General features: G+C 64.6%; 18 protein-coding genes. 8 read left to right on the forward strand and 10 right to left on the reverse strand.

All coding sequences use genetic code 11. The features are described 5' to 3' along the window. Window positions 1-19: 19 nt before the first annotated feature. The 5 genes from QSV46_RS20330 to QSV46_RS20350 all read right to left on the reverse strand — a co-directional run bounded on the left by QSV46_RS20330 (window position 20) and on the right by QSV46_RS20350 (window position 4,699). Complete coding sequence (locus QSV46_RS20330; protein WP_314955359.1) at window positions 20-736, reverse strand: ABC transporter ATP-binding protein; 717 nt, start codon at window positions 734-736, stop codon at window positions 20-22. Then, complete coding sequence (locus tag QSV46_RS20335) at window positions 729-1,484, reverse strand: ABC transporter ATP-binding protein (protein ID WP_314955362.1); 756 nt, start codon at window positions 1,482-1,484, stop codon at window positions 729-731. Before QSV46_RS20335 ends, QSV46_RS20330 begins: the two co-directional genes overlap by 8 nt. Then, a complete protein-coding gene (locus QSV46_RS20340) occupies window positions 1,481-2,509 on the reverse strand; it encodes a branched-chain amino acid ABC transporter permease (protein ID WP_314955365.1) in 1,029 nt (342 codons plus the stop codon). The genes QSV46_RS20335 and QSV46_RS20340 overlap by 4 nt, the downstream gene beginning before the upstream one ends. Before the next feature lie 8 nt (window positions 2,510-2,517). Then, window positions 2,518-3,387, reverse strand: a complete 870-nt coding sequence (locus QSV46_RS20345) for a branched-chain amino acid ABC transporter permease (RefSeq protein ID WP_212250637.1) — start codon at window positions 3,385-3,387, stop codon at window positions 2,518-2,520. A 133-nt stretch (window positions 3,388-3,520) separates the two neighbouring features. After that, entirely contained in the window at window positions 3,521-4,699 is a 1,179-nt protein-coding gene (locus tag QSV46_RS20350; protein ID WP_314955379.1) for an ABC transporter substrate-binding protein, read from the reverse strand. A gap of 507 nt (window positions 4,700-5,206) precedes the next feature. Between QSV46_RS20350 and QSV46_RS20355 the strand changes: the two genes are divergently transcribed. Next, complete coding sequence (locus QSV46_RS20355; protein WP_314955382.1) at window positions 5,207-5,491, forward strand: hypothetical protein; 285 nt, start codon at window positions 5,207-5,209, stop codon at window positions 5,489-5,491. Window positions 5,492-5,585: 94 nt separating this feature from the next. Here QSV46_RS20355 and purU read toward each other — a convergent pair whose 3' ends face one another. Continuing rightward, entirely contained in the window at window positions 5,586-6,449 is an 864-nt protein-coding gene (gene purU, locus QSV46_RS20360) for a formyltetrahydrofolate deformylase (protein ID WP_314955385.1), read from the reverse strand. Window positions 6,450-6,605: 156 nt separating this feature from the next. Between purU and QSV46_RS20365 the strand changes: the two genes are divergently transcribed. Then, entirely contained in the window at window positions 6,606-7,445 is an 840-nt protein-coding gene (locus QSV46_RS20365) for a uroporphyrinogen-III synthase (RefSeq protein ID WP_314955388.1), read from the forward strand. A 4-nt stretch (window positions 7,446-7,449) separates the two neighbouring features. On the opposite strand, the gene QSV46_RS20370 is transcribed toward QSV46_RS20365, so the two are convergent. From QSV46_RS20370 to QSV46_RS20380, 3 genes are all read right to left on the reverse strand, one after another. Further along, a complete protein-coding gene (locus tag QSV46_RS20370; RefSeq protein ID WP_314955390.1) occupies window positions 7,450-8,838 on the reverse strand; it encodes a CHAT domain-containing protein in 1,389 nt (462 codons plus the stop codon). Next, on the reverse strand, window positions 8,790-10,622 hold the full coding sequence (locus QSV46_RS20375; protein ID WP_314955905.1) for a tetratricopeptide repeat protein: 1,833 nt from the start codon (window positions 10,620-10,622) through the stop codon (window positions 8,790-8,792). Before QSV46_RS20375 ends, QSV46_RS20370 begins: the two co-directional genes overlap by 49 nt. Before the next feature lie 214 nt (window positions 10,623-10,836). Beyond that, window positions 10,837-11,511 carry a Crp/Fnr family transcriptional regulator gene (locus tag QSV46_RS20380; RefSeq protein ID WP_247505597.1) on the reverse strand — a complete coding sequence of 225 codons (675 nt, stop codon included), beginning with the start codon at window positions 11,509-11,511 and terminating at the stop codon, window positions 10,837-10,839. 338 nt (window positions 11,512-11,849) lie between these two features. Between QSV46_RS20380 and QSV46_RS20385 the strand changes: the two genes are divergently transcribed. The 6 genes from QSV46_RS20385 (at window position 11,850) to QSV46_RS20410 (ending at window position 18,955) form a co-directional block, all read left to right on the forward strand. Beyond that, complete coding sequence (locus QSV46_RS20385) at window positions 11,850-12,671, forward strand: ABC transporter ATP-binding protein (RefSeq protein WP_314955395.1); 822 nt, start codon at window positions 11,850-11,852, stop codon at window positions 12,669-12,671. After that, on the forward strand, window positions 12,668-14,599 hold the full coding sequence (locus QSV46_RS20390) for a long-chain fatty acid--CoA ligase (protein ID WP_314955398.1): 1,932 nt from the start codon (window positions 12,668-12,670) through the stop codon (window positions 14,597-14,599). Before QSV46_RS20385 ends, QSV46_RS20390 begins: the two co-directional genes overlap by 4 nt. Window positions 14,600-14,675: 76 nt before the next feature. Further along, the gene (locus QSV46_RS20395; RefSeq protein ID WP_314955401.1) at window positions 14,676-15,569 is read left to right on the forward strand and encodes a branched-chain amino acid ABC transporter permease; all 894 of its coding nucleotides are present in this window, start codon (window positions 14,676-14,678) and stop codon (window positions 15,567-15,569) included. 3 nt (window positions 15,570-15,572) lie between these two features. Then, window positions 15,573-16,646: a branched-chain amino acid ABC transporter permease gene (locus QSV46_RS20400; RefSeq protein ID WP_314955404.1), complete on the forward strand. Its 1,074-nt coding sequence runs from the start codon at window positions 15,573-15,575 to the stop codon at window positions 16,644-16,646. A 43-nt stretch (window positions 16,647-16,689) separates the two neighbouring features. After that, window positions 16,690-17,973 carry an ABC transporter substrate-binding protein gene (locus QSV46_RS20405; RefSeq protein WP_314955408.1) on the forward strand — a complete coding sequence of 428 codons (1,284 nt, stop codon included), beginning with the start codon at window positions 16,690-16,692 and terminating at the stop codon, window positions 17,971-17,973. Window positions 17,974-18,115: 142 nt separating this feature from the next. Continuing rightward, entirely contained in the window at window positions 18,116-18,955 is an 840-nt protein-coding gene (locus QSV46_RS20410; protein ID WP_314955411.1) for an ABC transporter ATP-binding protein, read from the forward strand. Window positions 18,956-18,957: 2 nt separating this feature from the next. Here the strand turns inward: QSV46_RS20410 and QSV46_RS20415 are convergent, their stop codons facing one another. Next, entirely contained in the window at window positions 18,958-20,094 is a 1,137-nt protein-coding gene (locus tag QSV46_RS20415; RefSeq protein WP_314955414.1) for an AGE family epimerase/isomerase, read from the reverse strand. Between the last annotated feature and the right edge of the window lie 34 nt (window positions 20,095-20,128).

The following is a 20,128-nucleotide window of genomic DNA, read 5'->3' on the forward strand; positions in this document are numbered from 1 at the left end:
TTCTAACTCCCGGGATGCTCTAGTGGGCGGCCGCTCCGGCGACGCCAAGGTGGCGCTCCAGGACCGACGGGTCGGCCTTCAGCGCGGCGCTCGGGGCGTCGTGGACGATCGTTCCGCGCTCCAATATCACAACGCGGTCGGCGAGCCCCAGAATCTTTTGGGCATTCTGCTCGACGATGATGGAGCAGATGCCCCCTGTCCGGGTGATGGTCCCGATCGCCCTCAAGAGCTCCTCGACAATGATGGGCGCAAGGCCCTCGGTCGGCTCGTCCAGCAGCAGGACCTTGGGATTGAGGGTCAGCGCGCGGCCGATCGCCAGCATCTGCTGCTCGCCGCCGGAGAGCTGGTTGCCGAAATTGCCCCGCCGCTCCTTCAGCCGCGGGAACATCTCGTAGACCCTCTCGACGGTCCAGGGGCCGGGCTGCGCCACCGCCGTCATGTTCTCTTCGACCGTCAGCGAACGGAAGATGTTGCGCTCCTGCGGCACCCAGCCGATGCCGGCGCGGGCCCGCTGGTCGGGCCGCAAGGGCGTGACGTCGGCGCCGGCGAGCGCGATGGTGCCGGAGAAGCGGCGGGTGACGCCAACGATGGAGTTGATCAACGTGGTCTTGCCGGTACCATTGCGCCCCAACAGCGCCAGCACCTGCCCTTCGGCGAGGCGCAGGGACATGTTGGGCAGCACCACCGCCTCGCCATAGCCGGCGCGAAGTCCGTCGATTGCGAGCAGGTCAGACATTGACCGCCTCCTCGCCGAGATAGACCGCCTTGACCTGCGGATCGCGCGCGACCTGGTCCGGCGGGCCTTCGGTGAGCAGCGCACCCGAGACCAGCACCGAGATGCGATCGGCGAAGGAGAAGACGAGATCCATGTCGTGCTCGATCAGGAGCACGGTGACGTCGCGCGGCAGGCTGCCTACGACCGCAAGAATGTCGTGGCGCTCGCTCTCGGGCACGCCGGCGGCGGGCTCATCCAGCAGCAGCACGCGCGGCTTGGCTGCGATCGCGACGGCGATCTCGAGCAGGCGCTGCTTGCCGTAAGGCAGGGTTACGGTCTGCTCGTTCATGACGTCGAGCAGATGGAAGCGCGTCAGCAGATCGGCGATCTCGCCGTTGACGTCGCTGCGCGTGCCCATCCGACGCCACCATTCGCCGCCATGGCCGAGGCGCTCGGAGACGGCAAGGCCAATGGTCTCGAGCGGGGTAAGATCAGGATAGAGCTGGTTGATCTGGAAGGTGCGCGACAAGCCGCGCAGCACGCGCTTGTGCACGGGCAGATCGGTGATGTCCTGGCCTTCGAGCAGGATGCGGCCCGAGTTCGGCTTCAGCACGCCGGTGAGCTGGTTGATGACGGTAGTCTTGCCGGCGCCGTTCGGGCCGATCAGCGCGTGGCGGGCGCCCTGCTCGACCTTCAGGGAGAGATCGCGGGTGACGCGCAGGCCGCCGAACTGCTTTTCGAGATTCTGGGTTTCGAGCGCGATGGTCATGCGTCGCTCTCCGGCACGGCGACGACCGCCTTGCGTCCGGCAATCTGCTTGATGATCAGGTTTGGCACGTACAGCGCCCAGCGATGCAGGCGCTGGCGCCCGACCAGCACGATCACGACCAGCACGAGGCCGATCCAGAACTGCCAGTATTGCGGGGTGATCGTCGAGAACAATTCCTGGAGCATGCGGAATACCACCGCGCCGATCAGCCCGCCATAGAGATAGCCGGTGCCGCCGATCACGAGCACCAGCATCAAATCGGCCGAGCGCTCGAAGGCAAACACGTCCAGCGAGGCGATCGCGGTGGTCTGGGTAAACAGTGCCCCGGCGATGCCGGCATAGAACGCCGCGAGCGTGTAGATCGCGATCAGGCGGCGGTTGACCGGAACGCCGATGGCGGCAGCGCGCAGCGGATTGTTCTTGATCGCGCGCAGCGACAGGCCGAACGGCGAATGCACGACGCGGCGGGCAAGCAGGAACAGCACGAACAGCACGGCCAGCGAATAGAAGAAGCCGGTCTTGCCGAACATGTCGAAGGGAATTTCGCCGAAGATCGGCTGCATCTCGATGCCTTGCAGACCGTCGGTGCCGCCGGTGATGTTGGAGAAGCGTTCGGCGAGCGCTTCCAGCAGCAGCGCGATTCCGAGCGTGACCATCAGCCGGGTCAGATCGACGCCGCGGATCACCAGGAAACTCGTGGCGAAGCCCAGCACCATCGCGACGAGCCCGGCGACGATCAACGCGAGCACGGGCTCGTTGATGATGCCGTGCAGCGCAAGCAGCCCCGCAGCATAGGCGCCGGCGCCGAAGAAGGCGGCGTGGCCGAGCGAGACGATGCCGGCATAGCCGAGGATGAGGTCGAGCGACATCGCAAACAGCGCCAGCCGCAGGATATCGGTCATGATCAGGTAGCGCGTGGGAAATGCGAAGCCGCAGCCCAGCACGATGAGCCAGAAGGTGGCCTCGCCGTAGTGCCAGCGCGCCTGGCGCTGGGCGTGATAACCGACGTCGGATGAAGCGCTCATCGGCGAACTCAACGCGCGGCCGTGCGGCCGAACAGGCCGTTCGGGCGCCAGATCAGAATCACGATCATCATGGTGTAGATCACAAAGGGGCCCATCTTCGGCACGTAATATTTGCCGGCGACGTCACCGATGCCGAGCAGGAGCGAGGCCAGGAAGGGACCGGTGATCGAGGAGGAGCCGCCGACGGTGACCACGATCAGGAAGTAGATCATGAACTTCAGCGGGAAATACGGATCGAGGCCGAGAATCTCCGCGCTGAGGGCGCCGCCGAGACCGGCAAGGCCGCAACCGAAGGCGAAGGTGAAGGCGAACACCTGCGGCACGTTGATGCCGAGGCCGCTCGCGGCACGGGGATCATCGACCGCTGCGCGCAGCCGGCTGCCGAAACGCGTCTTTGCCAGCACCATCTGGAGCGCGATGGTGAGCAGGCCGCAGATCACGATGATCATCAGCCGGTAGCGGCCGATGCCGACGCCGAACAGGTCGAACTGGCCCTGGAGCGCGGCCGGCAAGTTGATGAAGACGCGCGAAGAGCCCTGGATGTAGTCGACGGCCGCGACCGACATGAAAGTCAGGCCGATCGTGAACAACACCTGATCCAGATGGCTGCGCGCATAGAGGTGACGGTAGAGCGTGCGCTCGAGCGCGATACCGATTGCGGCCGACGAGACGAAGGCGAGCGGCAGCGCGGCGAAGAACGGCCAGCCCATCCGGTTGACCAGCACCATGCAGACATAGCCGCCGGCCATGGCGAAGGCGCCGTGGGCGAGGTTGACGAAGTTCATCAGGCCGAGCGTGACCGCGAGCCCGCAGGCGAGCACGAACAGCAGCATGCCGTAGGCAACGCCATCGAACAGGTTGGTAAGGATGGAGGTCATCGAGAGCCGATTGATCCGGGTGGGCGTTCGTCATTCCGGGGCAGCGCGCAGCGCTGAACCCGGAATCTCATTCAACAATTTCGAGATCCCCGATGCGCGCTAAGCGCGCTCGGGGATGACGCGCTTTCGCGCGTCACTTCTTGGTCTTGCCGAGATCCTTGACGGCTTCGAAGGTCGCGAACTCGACGTTATAGAGTTCTCCGTCGACCTTCTCGACCTTGCGGATGTAGATGTTCTGCACGATGTCACGCGTCTCGGGGTCGATCGAGATCGGGCCGCGCGGGCTCTCCCACTTCTGGCCCTTCATGGCCTCGACCAGCTTGGTGCCGTCGGTGTCGCCATTGGTCTTCTTCAACGCCTCGTAGATGAGGTGGATGCCGTCATAACCGCTCACGGCCATGAAGCCCGGACGGTTGCCGAAAGCCTTCTTGTAGGCCGCGACGAAATCCTTGTTCATCTGCGAGGGGTGCGCCGCCGAATAGAGATGTGCGGTGACCGTGCCGAGCACGGCGTCGCCCATGTTGTTGAGCAGATCGTCGTCAGTGACGTCGCCCGGCCCGATCACCTTGATGCCGGCCTTGTCGAGGCCGCGCTCGGCGTACTGCTTCATGAAGTTGCCGCCTTGGCCGGCCGGCACGAACACGAAGATCGCGTCGGGTTTTGCGTCCTTCATGCGCTGAAGGAACGGCGCGAAATCGGGATTTGCGAGCGGCGTCTTGACCTCCTCGACCACCTCACCGCCGCCGGCTGTGAAATTCTGCTTGAAGAAGTTCAGCGCATCGTTGCCCGGCGCGTAGTCGGAGGTGAGCGTCGCCACCTTCTTGATGCCGTTCTTCACTGCCCAGTCGGCGATGATGGTGGAGGACTGCGCCAGCGTGAAGCTTGTGCGCACGATGTAGGGCGAGCGCTCGGTGATGATCGAGGTGCCGGCCGCCATCACCACTTGCGGGATCTTGGCCTGCGTCGCGAGCGGAGCCGCCGCGAGCGCGGCCGGCGTCACGCCGAAGCCGGCGATGAAATTGACTTTGTCGTTGACGATCAGCTCCTGCGCGGCCGTCTTGGTCTTGTCCGGAATCGCAGCGTCGTCCTTGAGGATGATCTCGACCTTCTTGCTGGCGACGGTGTCGCCCTTCTGCTGCATATAGAGCTTGATCGCATTCTCGATCTGCTTGCCGGTCGAGGCCTGGCCGCCGGTCATCGGCAGGATCAGGCCGATCTTGACGGCGTCCTCGGCCTTGGCGGGCGCGAGAGCCGCCAGGCCGGCGATGACGGCCGCTGCTGCCGTCCATGAAAATGTCTTGCGTTCGAACATCAGACGTCCCTCCCCTTCATTCCTGACCTCTCGTGCGCCGGACCGAGTGCCCGGTCCTTGCCGTTATCTTAGCTCACGCACGCGCGATGTCGCGCGCCACAAGGCGTCTTTCGCGCCCTTATTGTCAATCGGACGTTTGGCGGCCATTCGGCGCAAGCCAAGCGTTCCGATCGCCGACGGGAAGCAGTGTGTCGAGGTTACCCCGGACTCCCCGGCTTCGCCTATTTGTACGATTGTACAAATAAAATGGACCTGTCAACGAAAAAACCCCCGCGCCGACCAAGCCGATTTGTCGCGAGGCTGTCGCCACAGTCTAGAAATGCGACCGACGGCGTGGATGGAGGATTTCGTCTTTCTTTTGTAGAAATCGGACATTGAAGGGCTCGGCCGACCGCTGTTCGGTAATACGTTACCTACCTCGAATAAGTCTATTTTACCTTGTTGAAGGCTAGTCTCCGCCGCGCCAGCCTGATCTGGCGTCCAACACACTGAATTCGCGCACCCTCAATGCTCAAGCCTTTCCGCTCCGTTCTCGCCCTCGTTGCGCTCGCCGCGGGGCTGTCCGGCTGCGGCACCGTCAACGAAAAGCTCTCGGCCGGCATGGGTGACTACGTCCCGCAATGGGCTGGCGGCCTGCCAGCCGACGCACCGCCGCGCCCCGGCACGCCGCAATACGACGCCTATCTGAAGGAGCGCGAGCGCAAGCGGCTGATGCCGGCGGCGGATCGTGAGAAGGAAGAGCAGGCGCAGAAGGGCGCGACGGGGTCTACGTTGGGAAGCACGGTGCGCTGAGGCGCGATCGTCATTCCGGGATGGTCCGAAGGACCAGATCCGGAATCTCGAGATTCCGGGCTCGCCTCTTCGAGGCGCCCCGGAATAACGGTGCCTAATCCATGAACACCACGGTCTTGCGGCCGTTGGGGATGACGCGGTCGTCGAGATGGTACCGGATCGCGCGGGCGAGCACACGGCGCTCGATGTCGCGGCCCTTGCGCACCAGGTCCTCGGGCGTATCGCGGTGGCTGATGCGCTCGACGTCCTGGTCGATGATCGGGCCCTCGTCGAGGTCGCGCGTCACGTAATGCGCGGTGGCGCCGATCAGCTTGACGCCGCGCTCATGGGCCTGGTGATAGGGCTTTGCGCCCTTGAAGCCCGGCAGGAACGAGTGGTGGATGTTGATGCAGCGTCCCGACAGCTTTGCCGACAGATCGTCCGACAGTATCTGCATGTAGCGGGCGAGCACGACGAGATCGGTCCCGGTCCCGGCGACGAGATCGAGGATCTGCGCCTCCTGCTCGCGCTTGGTCTCCCTGGTGACAGGCAGATGGTGGAACGGAACGCCGCCGAAATCGAGCCCGGCATAGACCTCGCGCGGATGGTTGGAGACGATCGCGGCAAGCGTCATCGGCAGCTCGCCGGTGCGCCAGCGATAGAGGATATCGACCAGGCAGTGGTCGGACTTCGACACCAGCAGCATCACCTTGCGATGCGCGGCGCGGTCGCGCATCTGCCACTCCATGCCGAAACGCTCGGCGATCGCGGCAAAGCCGGTCTGGAGTGCCGACAGCTCCACCGCAAGGTCGGCGGCGGTGAAGACCACGCGCATGAAGAACTTCTTGGTCTCGACGTCGTCGAACTGCTGGGCGTCGAGAATGTTCTGTCCGTTATGGGCCAGGAAGGTCGACACCGCCGAGACGATGCCGGGACGATCAGGACAGGACAGGGTCAGAACATATTGGTGATCGGGCATGACTGTTGAAACAATGGCTCTTGATGAAGGTTTGTGCAACGGCTGCCGAACGAGCCGCGATTTGCGCCCTGCTCTATCACCGACCCCGGCCTTGCGCCAATCCCGACCGCGGAGTCAGGATGAACGTACCATTGAAATTCTGACCGGAGCACGCCCATGGCCGACCGCTTGAACGGCACCCGCATCCTCATCCTGGAAACGCGCGAGGAGGCGCAGTTTTCCAAGCTGCTGGCCGAACAGGGCGCCGAGGTCGTGCAATGCCCGATGTTCACCATCGAGGATGCACCGGACCCCGCCCCGGTCGAGGCCTGGGTCCGCCGCGCCATCGACAGACCCTTCGACGACCTCGTGCTGATGACCGGCGAAGGCCTGCGGCGGGTCATGAAGCTCGCGCGCGCTCGCGGGCTCGATCAGGCTTTTGTCGCGGCCCTGGCAAAATCGCGAAAATTTACCCGCGGGCCGAAACCCGGCAAGGCGCTGCGCGAGATCGGGCTCGAGCAGCAGCAGATGACGGAGAAGCCGACCACCGAAGGCATCATCGAGATGCTGGGTAAGCTCGATCTGAAGGGGCGGCGCCTCGGCGTGCAACTCTACCCCGATAAGGACCATAGCGCGTTGACCGGCGCACTCTCTGCGCAAGGCGCGGAGGTCGATACCGTGCTGCCCTACGTCTACGATTCCAAGGCAGCGGACGCGAGCATCGTCGCCGCCATCGACGACATGGCCGAGGGGCGGATCGATTCCATTGCACTGACCAATCTCGGCCAGGTCCGCCGGCTGATCGAAACCGCCAAGGCGCATGGCAGCGAGGCGAAGCTGCGCGCCGGTTTCGAACGCACACTGATCGCCTCGGTGGGACCTGCAGTCTCGGGCGAGCTTGCCGCGAACGGATTGCGCACCGACGTGTCGCCGGCCGATGAAGCCTATTTCATGCGGCCGCTGATCTCGGCGATGGCCGCGGCGCTGGCGGAGCGGAAGCCGGCCGCAGCACGCTGATCCGCTACATGGCGCTGGCCCCGACCAGCACGAACGGCGCCCATGTTCCAGGCCGAGCATTCTCGCCACCCTTCGCGACCAGGGCCGAGATCGAACGACGCAGCGCCTCGGCGCGGCCGACATCGGGATGGCCATTCATGGCGTCGATCGTGCCCGTGGTGATGGCAACCGCCGCATCGGAGTTCACCGCCCAGTGCGACACCAGCAAAGCGCGTGTGCCGGCATAGAAGAAGGCCCGCGCCAGACCGGAGAACGCCTCCGAATTCGCCGCCTGCCCGCCGGCGGTGTTGCAGGCCGAGAGGATCACCCAGTCGGCATCGAGCTTGAGACCCGAGATTTCGGATGACGAAAGATACCCGTCATCGGTCGATGTCGGCGCCGTTGGCGGGCTGAGGATAAGCCCGGGCTCGATCGATCCACGCACTTGCCCTGCAAGCGCGCCATGCGTCGCAAAATGCAGGACGCGATATTTCGCGAGATCGCCGCTCTGACCGAGCGCCTTCATCTTGGTCTCGGTGGCATCTCCAGCGAGGACGACATCGCCTTTGACGGGCGAGAAGGTGTTTGCCACGGCGCAGAGTTCGAGCGCGGTTTCCGGCAGTGGCATCTGGCGCCTGAGCTGCGCAATGTCGGCCGTGCCGCCCGACAGCGCGTCCACGGCGCGCAAGTTCCTTTGCGCGACCTGGGCCGGCTGCGGCGGGATGGCGGCACAGGTCTGGATCTGGCGCGCCAGTTTGGCCCGCGCCATCGAAAGATCGCTGCTGCCATCGCCATCGAGCAAGGGATTGCCGACACCGAGAAACGGTTTCGACGCTGCGGTCTTGCGTGCGACCTGTCGCAGGGCCTTCAGACTGGAGACGGATGGCAAGACCGTCGTCGCAAAGCGCCTGACCAGCCAGGGCACCTTCGTGCGATCCCCACCTGCGTCCGGCTTCTCAGTCAACAGGACCTGAAACGGCAGCGTTGCCAACGGGCCCGACGGCACCAGGATCAGCTCCTTGCCATCGATGTCGCGCGCAACCGGGCCGAGCAGCGCCTGATAGAGCGCAACAGCGCGCTCCTGATCAAACGGCAATGGCTCGTCTGCGCCGAGCGAATTTTTGCGGCCGAGCTTCTGCGCACATGTGGACGCCTTGTCCAGCCATGCCTCTGCGTCCAGACCGCAGCGCAAGGCGCCGACCGCCTCAATGAGCTGCTTCTCACCGAGCTCGGCCGCGTGCCAGCGCACATCGGCGCGCGTCACTGTCCAGACGAAGGTGGCACGCGACGTCGTGGTGAACAACAGCATCGCCTCGTTGGAACGAAGCTGCTTCTGGACGTCCTCGATCGCAATGGGCGCCTTGGTCACCAGCGCCGCATAGTCCGAAAACTGCGCGGCGATCGTCCGATCCAACTCCCGGATCTGACCTGCGATGGCCGAAGCCCGAGATCGAAGGGCCTGTTCCGCCGCCGCGTCGCGTGCGTTATCGGCTCGCGAGATCGCCGCGACGAGCATCCTGTCGACCGCAACGGCCTGCTGGCTGAGATCCTGCCGCTCGCGGACGCGGGCCGCCAGATCGCCGCGCCCGTCGGCGATGCGGGCCGACATTCCTGCGATCGCTCGTGCGGCCTGCTCGTCACCGATTGCGCTGCCTCGAACGCCTGCGACCGCAGCGCGCCCGCCTGCCCGCCATTGGCTGCGCTCGCAAGATTGTAGGCGGCGACGATCAGTCCCGGATAGGGATTGGTGTCTTCGCGGGCCTTCAGATTGCTTCGGCTCTCCCCGCCGAACTCAGCGGCATGGTGGCTGCTCTGGATCGCCACCGCGCGGGCGAACGCGTCGCGAGCCTGCTGCCAATCCTTCAGGTCGAGATAATGCGCACCGAGATTGGCGAAGCTGTTGGCGACATCGGGATGCTGCTCGCCGAGAGCCCGCAGCCGGACATCCAGCGCGCGCCGCAGCAGCGGCCCGGCCTCCTGCTGCCGGCCGGTGCTGTCCAGAACGACGGCGAGATTGTTGAGGCTGTTGGCGACCAGCGGATGCGAGCCGCCGAGCGCGGCTTCGCGTATGGCAAGCGAGCGGCGCGCGAACGGTTCGGCCTCGGCGTAACGATCGCCGTCACCCATCAGTGTCACCAGATTGTCGAGCGCGATCGCGACGTCGAGATGTGTCGAACCGAGAGCCTTCTCGCGGATCGCCAGCGATTTGCGGAGGAGTTGTTCGGCCTCTCGGCCGCGGTTGAGATGCGCCCAGGCCTCGGCAAGATTGTTCAGAGCCGTCGCCACGTTCGGATGCGCCGCGCCAAAGGACTTTTGCTGGATCGCGAGCGCGCGCGTCAGCAGCCCCTCGGCCTCGGCGTCCCGGCCCTCGCGCGAAAACACCAGGGCAAGATTGTTGAGGCTCGCGGCGACGTCGGGATGATCGGGTCCGAGCGCCTTTTCCCTGATGGCCAAAGTCCGGCGGGCCAGTTGCTCGGCCTCCTGAAACCGCCCCTGCGCGCGCCGGAGCTCGCCGAGGTTGTTGAGCGTGGCGGCCAGATAGATGCTATCAGGGCCGTGCTGCTTTTCCTGAAGCACCAACGCTTCGGCGAAATTCGCTTCCGCCTGTTGCAATCGGCCCAGTGCGCGGTTGACTTCCGCGATGTTGTTCAAGGCCACCGGGATCATGATCTCGGCCTGGCCGGGCGACTTCCGGAACACATCGAGCGCGCGATTGAACAGCTCGAGCGCCTCGGTCTCCTTCATCTGGCGGTGACGGAGAGTGCCGAGCTGCATGCGCGCCAGCGCTGTCGTAAGATGGCCGGAACCCAGCACGTTCTCGTCGATGGCGATGGCGCGCGACATATCGCGCTCGGCCTCGCCGAGCCGATTCTGGCCCAGCTCGATCTGGCCCAGCGTACCCAGCACGGCCGCGACATCGGGATGATTGGGACCAAGGCTCTTCTCGCGGATTGCGAGCGCGTGCCGCAGGACGCTTTCGGCCTCTGTGGCGTCGCCTTGCGTCTGGAGCGTCTGGCCGAGCACGACCAGCGTGGTTGCCGTCACGGGCGACTGCCGCCCTGTGCTCTTCTCGGCCTCAACGACGAGCTTCCTGGCCAGACCGACGGCCTCGCCATATCGGCCCTCCTTGGCCAGCGCCGTAATGCGCTGCATCAGCGCCAGCATGTCCTGCGGTCCGGCCTGCCCCGGCAAGACCATGGCACTCACGAGAAACACGAAACAAAAAAACTGCGCGGCAAACCTCGGCAACTGTACCCACATGCTGCAATCGCTCCGATCCCCCCGCGCCCGCGAACCTGTTGGGCCACAGCAAGATGAAGACTATGTGACCGCGACATGTGCCTGTGGAGGAGGCGGTCGCGATCCGCTGGCGCGCCGATCTCTGGCCGGTACATGCCCCCGCCAACGCGCGCTAGTCCCCATATCCGCGCAGCCGCTCGACGTCGAGGATGGTGACGCCGCCATATTCGAGCCGCAGCAGCCCTTCTTTTTCCAGCCGGTTCAGCGCGCGGTTGGCGTTCTGGCGCGACATCCCGGAGAGCGCCCCGATCTCCTCCTGGGTGATCTCCAGATGCGCGGTCGATTCCGGATAGAGGATCGGGTTGAACAGCGAGGCGATGCTGCGGGCGAGGCGCGCGGTGGCATCCAGCGTGCGGTTGACCTCGAGCATGCCGATGAACTGGCCGAGCCGCTCGTTGAGCTGGCGCACCAGGAAACGATTGAAGCCGACGCTGTTCTCGAACAGCCACATGAAGGCGCTGCGCTCCATCAGGGCGACGCGGCTGTTGCGCAGCGCGACGACGTCGTAGCGGCGCGGTTCGTTCTTGAGCACGCTGCCCTCGCCGAACCAGGCTCCCGCCGTCAACCCCGCCAGGCTTGTCTCCTTGCCGTCGCGTGAGACCCCGCCCATCCGGGCAAGGCCAAAGACCATGCCCGCCCAATAGTCGAACGTGTCACCGCGCATGAACACGGTCTCGCCGGTGCCGTAGGACCGCTCCGTGATGCCGGCACGGGCGACCTCGATCTCCGCTTGCGTGAGCTCGCGCGACCAGGCGGCGACGCGCTTCAGTTGATCCTCTGAAATCATGATCCCGAAGCCAACCGCACCGTTCTCGTCGCTCCATTCTTCTGTTGCACTGCAACACGACCGCTTCGATATCCATCCGACGAAAGACGAAGGCCGCGGCGACCCGAAAAACTTTGTCGCAGAATTGTCAGCCGGGAGACATTCTAAAATAGCGCTTTCCCCTATTGAGGACCACCTCGGGCGATGCGGCTTTTGATCCCAAACAGGAAGAAAGCGGCGCGGCTTTCGGTGGAGACCATCTGCTGCATGGCCTCACCGGCACGGCCGTACTAGGATCGCACGACAGGAACCGACGAAGAGCGCCGCTGAATGCGCCATCACCGGGAGGGATTTGTTTGGTGGCTACCAATCTCGAAGTGCGCGGCGTGTCCTTGCGATTCGGCGGCGTCCGTGCGCTGACCGATGTCAGCTTTGCCATCAGGGACGGCGAACTGTTCTCGATCATCGGCCCCAACGGCGCCGGCAAGACCTCGATCGTGAACTGCATTTCCGGCCGCTACAAGCCGACCGAAGGCCAGCTCTTCTACGGGGAACGCGACATCACCGGCCTGACGCCGAATGCGCGGGCCTCCCTGGGCATCGGCCGCACCTTCCAGAATCTCGCGCTGTTCCACCACATGAGCGTGCTCGACAACATCATGGTCGGGCGCCATCACCTCTTGAAGAACAATTTCCTCACCGGCTCGCTGTACTGGCTCACCGGCGCGCGCAAGGAAGAGCTCGAACACCGCCGCAAGGTCGAGGAGATCATCGACTTTCTCGATCTCCAGTCGGTGCGTAAAGCCCCCGCCGGCACCCTCTCCTACGGCCTGCGCAAGCGGGTGGAACTCGCCCGCGCCATGGCGCTGGAGCCGCGCCTCATCCTGCTCGACGAGCCGATGGCCGGCATGAACTTCGAGGAGAAGGAGGACATGGCCCGCTACATCGTCGATCTCAACGAGGAGTTCGGGATGACGGTGGTGATGATCGAGCACGACATGGGCGTGGTGATGGACATCTCCCATCGCGTCATGGTGCTGGATTTCGGCCGCAAGATCGCCGAGGGCGACCCGGCTGCGGTTCTTGCCGATCCCCATGTCAGGCGCGCCTATCTCGGCGAAGAGGACGAGGTGCTGGTCGATCCCGACGATGCTCCGCCAGCGCGGGAGAGCGCGGCATGATGGATTACGCAGGCCGCGTCGCGCAGGCCGACACCTATCCGAAGATGCTCCGGCTCAACGCGAAGGAGCACGGCAACGAGATCGCGCTGAGAGAAAAGGATCTCGGGCTGTGGCGCGTTTTCACCTGGAACGATTACAACACCCGCGCGCGCGACTTTGCACTCGGCCTCGTCGAGTTGGGCCTGGGACGCGACGACGTCATCGGCATCATCGGCGACAACCGGCCGGACTGGGTTGCGGCGGAAGTGGCGACCCATGCGATCGGGGGCTTGAGCCTCGGGCTCTATCGCGACGTGCTGGACGAGGAAGCCGCCTATCTCCTCACCTATGGTGAGGCTCAGCTCGTTTTCGCCGAGGACGAGGAGCAAGTCGACAAGCTGCTGGCGCTGGCCGAGCGCGTGCCGAGATTGAAGCACATCATCTATTCCGACCCGCGCGGGATGCGCAAATATGACGACCCGCGTCTGATGTCGGCGGAGAAATTCGCCGGGCTCGGCCGTGCCCGGGCCACACGCGAACCGGAGCTGTACGATCGGCTGGTGGATGCGACCAAGGGCGAGGACGTCGCGATTCTCTGCACCACGTCAGGCACGACTTCGCACCCCAAGCTTGCCATGCTCGCCGCCGGCCGCGTGCTCGGCCATTGCGCGACCTATCTCGCCTTCGATCCGAAGGGCCCCGACGACGAATACGTCTCGGTGCTGCCGCTGCCCTGGATCATGGAACAGGTCTATGTGCTCGGCAAAGGCCTGCTCTGCCGGATGAAGATCAACTTCGTCGAAGAGCCCGAGACCATGATGAACGATCTGCGCGAGATCGCGCCGACATTCGTACTGTTTGCGCCGCGCGTCTGGGAATCGATCGCCGCAGACGTCCGCGCCAAGGTAATGGATGCAACGCCCTTCAAGCAGCGCCTGTTCGATATCGGTATGAAGTCGGGCCTTGCCGCGCTCGAACAGGGCCAGCGCTCGGGCTTTGCCGACGCGATCCTGTTCCGCGCGCTGCGCGACCGGCTTGGCTTCAGCCGCCTGCGCTCGGCCGCGACTGGCGGCGCGGCACTCGGGCCCGAGACCTTCAAGTTCTTCCAGGCCATGGGCGTGCCGCTGCGCACGCTCTACGGCCAGACCGAGCTCCTGGGCGCCTACACGCTGCATCCCGAGGGCAAGGTTGACCCCGACACGACGGGCGTACCGATGGCCGACAGCGTTGAGATCCGCATCGACAACGCCGATGTCCACGGCGTCGGCGAAATCGTGGTGCGGCATCCCAACATGTTCCTCGGCTATTACAAGAACCCCGAGGCGAGCGTCGCCGACATCAGGGACGGCTGGATGCTGTCGGGCGACGCCGGCTATTTCAACGACAACAAGCAACTCGTCGTCATCGACCGCATCAAGGATCTCGCCGAGACCTCGCGCGGCGAGCGCTTCTCGCCGCAGTTCATCGAGAACAAGCTGAAATTCTCGCCCTACATCGCCGAAGCGGTGGTGCTGGGCGCCGGCCGCGATGCGCTCGCGGCGATGATCTGCATCCGCTACTCGATCATCTCGAAATGGGCGGAGAAGAACCGCCTCTCCTTCACGACCTACAGCGACCTCGCCTCCCGGCCCGAGGTCTATGCCCTGCTCAAGAAGGAGGTCGAGACCGTCAACGCCACGCTGCCCCCTGCGCAGCGCATCTCGCGCTTCCTCTTGCTCTACAAGGAGCTCGACGCCGACGACGGCGAGCTCACCCGCACCCGAAAGGTGCGCCGCAGCGTGATCAACGAGAAATACGCCGGCATCATCGACGCGATTTATCGCGGCGATGCCGACATCCCCGTCGACACCGTGATCCGCTTCCAGGACGGCACCACGCAGCGGGTGCGAACGACGCTGCGCGTGGTGGATCTTGGCGGGCACGGGCATCTGGCGGAGGCTGCGGAGTGAGCTCACTTCCGATGCAGAGCGCCAATCGACGCACTGTTTCCCCGCAAGCGGGGAGAGGCGAAGGACAGCATATCATATGAACACCGCCTTCCTTATCCAGCTCCTGGTCAACGGCCTCGTGGTCGGCACCCTCTATGGCGTCGTGGCGATGTCGTTCGTGCTGATCTACAAGGCGACGCAGGTCGTCAACTTCGCGCAAGGCGAGCTGCTGCTGGTCGGCGCCTGGGTCTGCTGGGCGCTGCTGGCGAAATACCAGGTGCCGTTCTGGATCGGCATGCCGATGACGCTGGTGTTCATGTTCGTGTTCGGCATCGCGATCCAGGTCCTGATCCTGCGGCCCATGATCGGCGAACCCATCATCTCGGTGATCATGGTGACGATCGGCCTCTCGACCGTGCTCCAGGCGACGCTGAAGTGGATGTTCGGCGTCAACCCGCAGCCGTTCCCACGCGTGTTCGAGAGCCAGTCGGTCAGCCTGTTCGGACTCCAGATCCAGACCGTCTACGTCATGAGCCTCGTGGTATCCGTGGCGATGATGATCGGCATGGCCTGGTTCTTCCGCGCCTCTAAATACGGCCTTGCGATGCGCGCCACCGCGTTCAACCAGCAGGTGGCACAGTCGCTCGGTATCTCCGTGAAAAGCGTGTTCGCGATGGCCTGGGCGATATCGGCGACGGTCTCCGCAGTCGCGGGCGTCGTCGTTGCCGTGGTGAACGGCGTCTCATCCGGCTTAGCCGGCTACGGCATCAAGGTGTTTCCGGCGGCGATCCTCGGCGGGCTCGATTCCGTCGGCGGCGCCGTGCTCGGGGGCATCATCATCGGCCTGCTCGAAAACGTCGCGCAATATGTCGACAGCGAGTATCTGCATTGGGGCAATCTCTACGAGATCGCGCCGTTCTACGTCCTCATCATCGTGCTGATGATCAAGCCTTACGGCCTGTTCGGCACCCACGACATCGAGCGGATCTGACCCATGGCCGGCCCTGCCCTCATCCCCGCTGGTGACTTCCGCACCTCCTACGCGGCCGACACCACGATCTTTCCGACCACGACCAGCCGCAACTTTGCGATCGCCGGGGCATTGCTGCTCTGCCTCGCGCCGCAATTCCTCGCCGGCTATTGGCTCAGCATCCTGATCCAGATCGGCATCTTCTCGATCGCCGCGCTCGGCCTCAACATCCTGGTCGGCTTCACCGGCCAGATCTCGATCGGGCACGCCGCCTTCTTCCTGCTCGGCGCCTTCACCTCGGCCTACATCTCGAACAATGCGCCGATCCCGGTGTTCTTCGCGATCCCGCTCGCGGGCGTCGTCACCGCGCTGGTCGGCCTGATCTTCGGCATCCCTGCGGCGCGGCTGAAGGGGCTCTATCTCGTCATCGCGACACTGGCCGCGCAATACATCCTGCTCGACTTCTTCTCCCGCGCCGAGTGGTTCACCGGCGGCTCGGTGCCGGCGAGCGCAAACCCGTTTTCGATCTTCGGCTACACGCTGCGCGGCGATAAGCAGTATTTCTACGTCGTGCTGGCCTATGTGCTGGCGAGCTACATCCTCGTCACCAACCTGATGCGCACGCGCGACGGCCGCGCGCTGGTGGCGATCCGGGACCATTATCTCTCGGCCGAGATCATGGGCATCAACTTGACCAAATATCGCACGCTGTCGTTCGGCCTCGCCGCCTTCTTCGCCGGCATCGCGGGCGCGCTCTATGCGCACTACCAGCTCGTGGTCTCCCAGGAAGGCTTTGGCATCGAGCGCTCGATCCTGTTCCTGGCCATGATCATCATCGGCGGCACCGGATCTATCATGGGCACACTGATGGGCACCGCCTTCGTGGTGCTGCTGCCTGAGGCGATGGAATTCATCAGCCATTATTTGAAGGGCGGCGCGATCGACAAGGCGCTGTCGCTCAACACCAACATCACCTTCCTGCGCGAGATCGCGATCGGGGTGATCATCATCGCGTTCCTGATGTTCGAGCCGGACGGACTTGCCCATCGCTGGCGGCAGATCAAGGCGTACTGGAAACTCTACCCGTTCTCGCATTGAGCCGGGCTGCTTCACTTAAACAATAAACAGGAGGAACCGACCCATGAAGATGAAGTCCCTTTTGAGCACCGCATCGCTCGCCCTCATGATCGCCGCATTCTCGGCAGGCGCGCAGGCGCAGATCGCGATCGGGCACCTCGCCGATTATTCCGGCGGCACTTCCGATGTCGGCACCCCCTTCGGCCAGGCCGTCGCCGACACGTTTGCGTGGGTCAACAAGAACGGCGGCGTCGGCGGCAAGCAACTCAACGTCGACACCAACGATTACGGCTACCAGGTGCCGCGCGCGATCGCGCTCTACAAGAAATGGTCGGCACCCGACTCCAAGGTCGCGGCGATCATGGGCTGGGGTACGGCGGACACCGAGGCGCTGACCGGATTCCTTGCCCAGGACAAGATTCCCGACATGTCGGGCTCCTACGCCGCGGCCCTCACCGATCCCGAAGGCGTCAGCGGCAAGGCCAAGCCCGCACCCTATAATTTCTTCTACGGCCCGAGCTATTCGGACTCGCTGCGCGCGATGCTGATGTGGGCGGCCGAGGACTGGAAGGCGAAGGGCAAGCCCGGCAAGCCGAAGTTCGTTCACATGGGCGCCAACCATCCCTATCCAAACGCACCGAAGGCCGCCGGTGAAGCAATGGCGACGGAGCTCGGCTTCGAGGTGCTGCCGCCGCTGGTGTTCGCGCTGGCGCCGGGTGACTACAGCGCGCAGTGCCTGAGCCTGAAATCCTCGGGCGCCAACTACGCCTATCTCGGCAACACCGCGGCCTCCAACATCTCGGTGATGAAGGCCTGCAAGAGCGCCGGTGTCGACATCCAGTTCCTCGGCAACGTCTGGGGCATGGACGAGAACGCCGCCAAGACCGCGGGCGACGCCGCCAACGGCGTGATCTTCCCGCTGCGTACCGCAGTGAGCTGGGGCGGCGATGCGCCCGGCATGAAGACGCTGATGGAGATCTCGAAAATGTCCGATCCCACCGGCAAGGTCTACCGCCCGGTGCACTACGTCGCCGCGGTCTGCTCGGCGATGTACATGAAGGAGGCGCTCGACTGGGCCGCCAAGAACGGCGGCGCCACCGGCGACAACGTCGTGAAGGGATTCTACCAGAAGAAGGACTGGGTGCCGGCGGGCATGGAAGGCGTCTGCAATCCCTCGACCTGGACCGACAAGGATCACCGCGGCACGCTGAAAGTCGACCTCTATCGCACCAAGATCGCGGGCGCGACCGACGGCGACCTCAACGATCTCATGGGCAAGGGCACGATCAAGCTCGAGAAGGTCAAGACCATCGAGCTGCCGCGCAAGCCGGAGCTGCTGGGGTGGTGAGCCTCACTATCCCTACACACGCAACTGTCATCCCCCGCGAAGGCGGGGATCCAGTACGCCGCGCCCCCTCGGGGAACGTCAGGCGTCTCTGGAATACTGGGTCGCCCGGTCAAGCCGGGCGACGACAGCGGAGTTATGAAGAATGAACGAGATCGCCGAAACAGCGCGCACCTCCCCGACCGTCGTAGCCGCACCGCCCCTGCTTGCCGTGCGCAACATCGAGGTCGTCTATGACGACGTCATCCTGGTGCTGCGGGGCCTCAGCCTCGACGTGCCCAAAGGCGCTATCGTGGCGCTGCTGGGAGCCAACGGCGCCGGCAAGTCGACGACGCTGAAGGCGATCTCGGGGCTGCTCAAGACCGAGGACGGCGAGGTCACGCGCGGCGAGATCCTGTTCGAGGGCGAGCGTATCAACGGCATAGATCCCGACAAGATCGTGCGCCGCGGCATCTTCCAGGTGATGGAGGGCCGCCGCATCGTCGCCGACATGACATCGCTGGAAAACCTCAAGCTCGGCGCCTTCACCCGCAGGGACCGCGAGGTCGATGCCGATCTCGACATGGTCTTCAACTATTTCCCGCGCCTGAAGGAGCGCACCGGTCTTGCCGGCTATCTCTCCGGCGGCGAGCAGCAGATGCTCGCGATCGGCCGCGCGCTGATGGCGCGCCCGAAGATGATCCTGATGGACGAGCCGTCGATGGGCCTGTCGCCGCTGCTGGTGAAAGAGGTGTTCTCGATCATCCAGAAGATCAACCGCGACCTCGGCGTCACCATCCTCTTGGTCGAGCAGAACGCGCGCGCCGCGCTGTCGGTGGCGAGCCACGGCTACATCATGGAGCAAGGCAAGGTCGTGCTCGACGGCACCGCCGACGAATTGCGCGACAACGAGGACGTCAAGGAGTTCTACCTCGGCGGCGCCGGCGACCAGCGCAAGAGCTTCAAGAATCTCAAGAGTTTCAAGCGGCGCAAGCGCTGGCTCTAATCCTAGAGCACCTGCTCCGCTTCCGTGACTGCGCAGAGAACATGATAGAACGACGACGCAGGAATGGTGTCGACCAGCGACTTGCCGTCGCGATCGAACTGGTCGTACCAGCCGCCCTTCACGGGGTGGCTGAGATAATGCCGTTCGAGCCGCACCAGCGCCGCGCGCGCCTCATCCGCCGCTCCGGCCTCGCCGGACTCGGCCTGTGCGATCCACGCCTTCGCGATCTCGGTCTGCGGCCACAGCCTGCGCGTGCTACAGCGGATGTTGCCGGCGTCATCGCCCTCATCAGTGAGGCAGCCGGTCGCCCCGTCGCGATAGCGCAGCGCGGACGCCAGCAGCTCGGCGCGGCGCTGCCCGGTCGGGCATCCCGTGATGCGTTCAAATCCCTTCAGCAGCCAGACCCACTCCGCCTGATGGCCGGGCTCGACGCTGACCGGCTCGATCTTCGACCAGTCTTCCTCGAAATATTCGGTCAGGATGCGCTTCTGCTTGTCGTAGAGATTGGCGAGGAACAGCGCGAAAAACTCGCCGGCGCGGTTCTGGAACGACAGATCGTGGGTCGCGTCGAAACACCCGATCATCGCCTCGAACAGATGCATGTGCGGGTTCTGCCGGCGCGGCAGCGACACCGGCAGGCTCTCGTGCACGCCGCCATGCGGCGAGCGCAGATGACCGTCGAGGAAGGCGAGCAGCGCATCGATCTCGGCGCGAATTTGCGCATCCCCGTCGAGCGTGTAGACGGCCGCGAGCGCGAACAGGATGAAGGCGTGGTCGTAAGCATCGCGCCGGCCATCCAGCACCGCGCCTTCCGGCGTCAACCGGTGCACGTAGCCGGGCTTGCCGTCGGGCGCCTTCGCGCGTGCCAACAGGTATTCCAGCCCCTTCAGCGCGATGACGCGCCCCTCGGGATACCAGCCCAGCTGCGCCGCCTTGGCGTAGCACCAGATCTGGCGGGCCTGCACGAACATGCGGCGCGGCGCGGCGGCGTCCGCCGAGCCGTCGCGATGCAGCCGGTCGATGAAACCACCCGCTTCGTGGTCCCAGCCGACCGTCGACCACAGCGGCAGCGCCTCGTCGATCATGCGACGCTTCAGGCGCGCGACGACGTCCGCCGCAATCATTCCTTCGTCCGCCATCGCGTCCTCTTCAAGCCGTGCCCATGGCCGTCTG

It is taken from the genome of Bradyrhizobium cosmicum (assembly GCF_032290525.1).
GTDB classification, from domain to species: Bacteria; Pseudomonadota; Alphaproteobacteria; order Rhizobiales; family Xanthobacteraceae; genus Bradyrhizobium; species Bradyrhizobium cosmicum_A.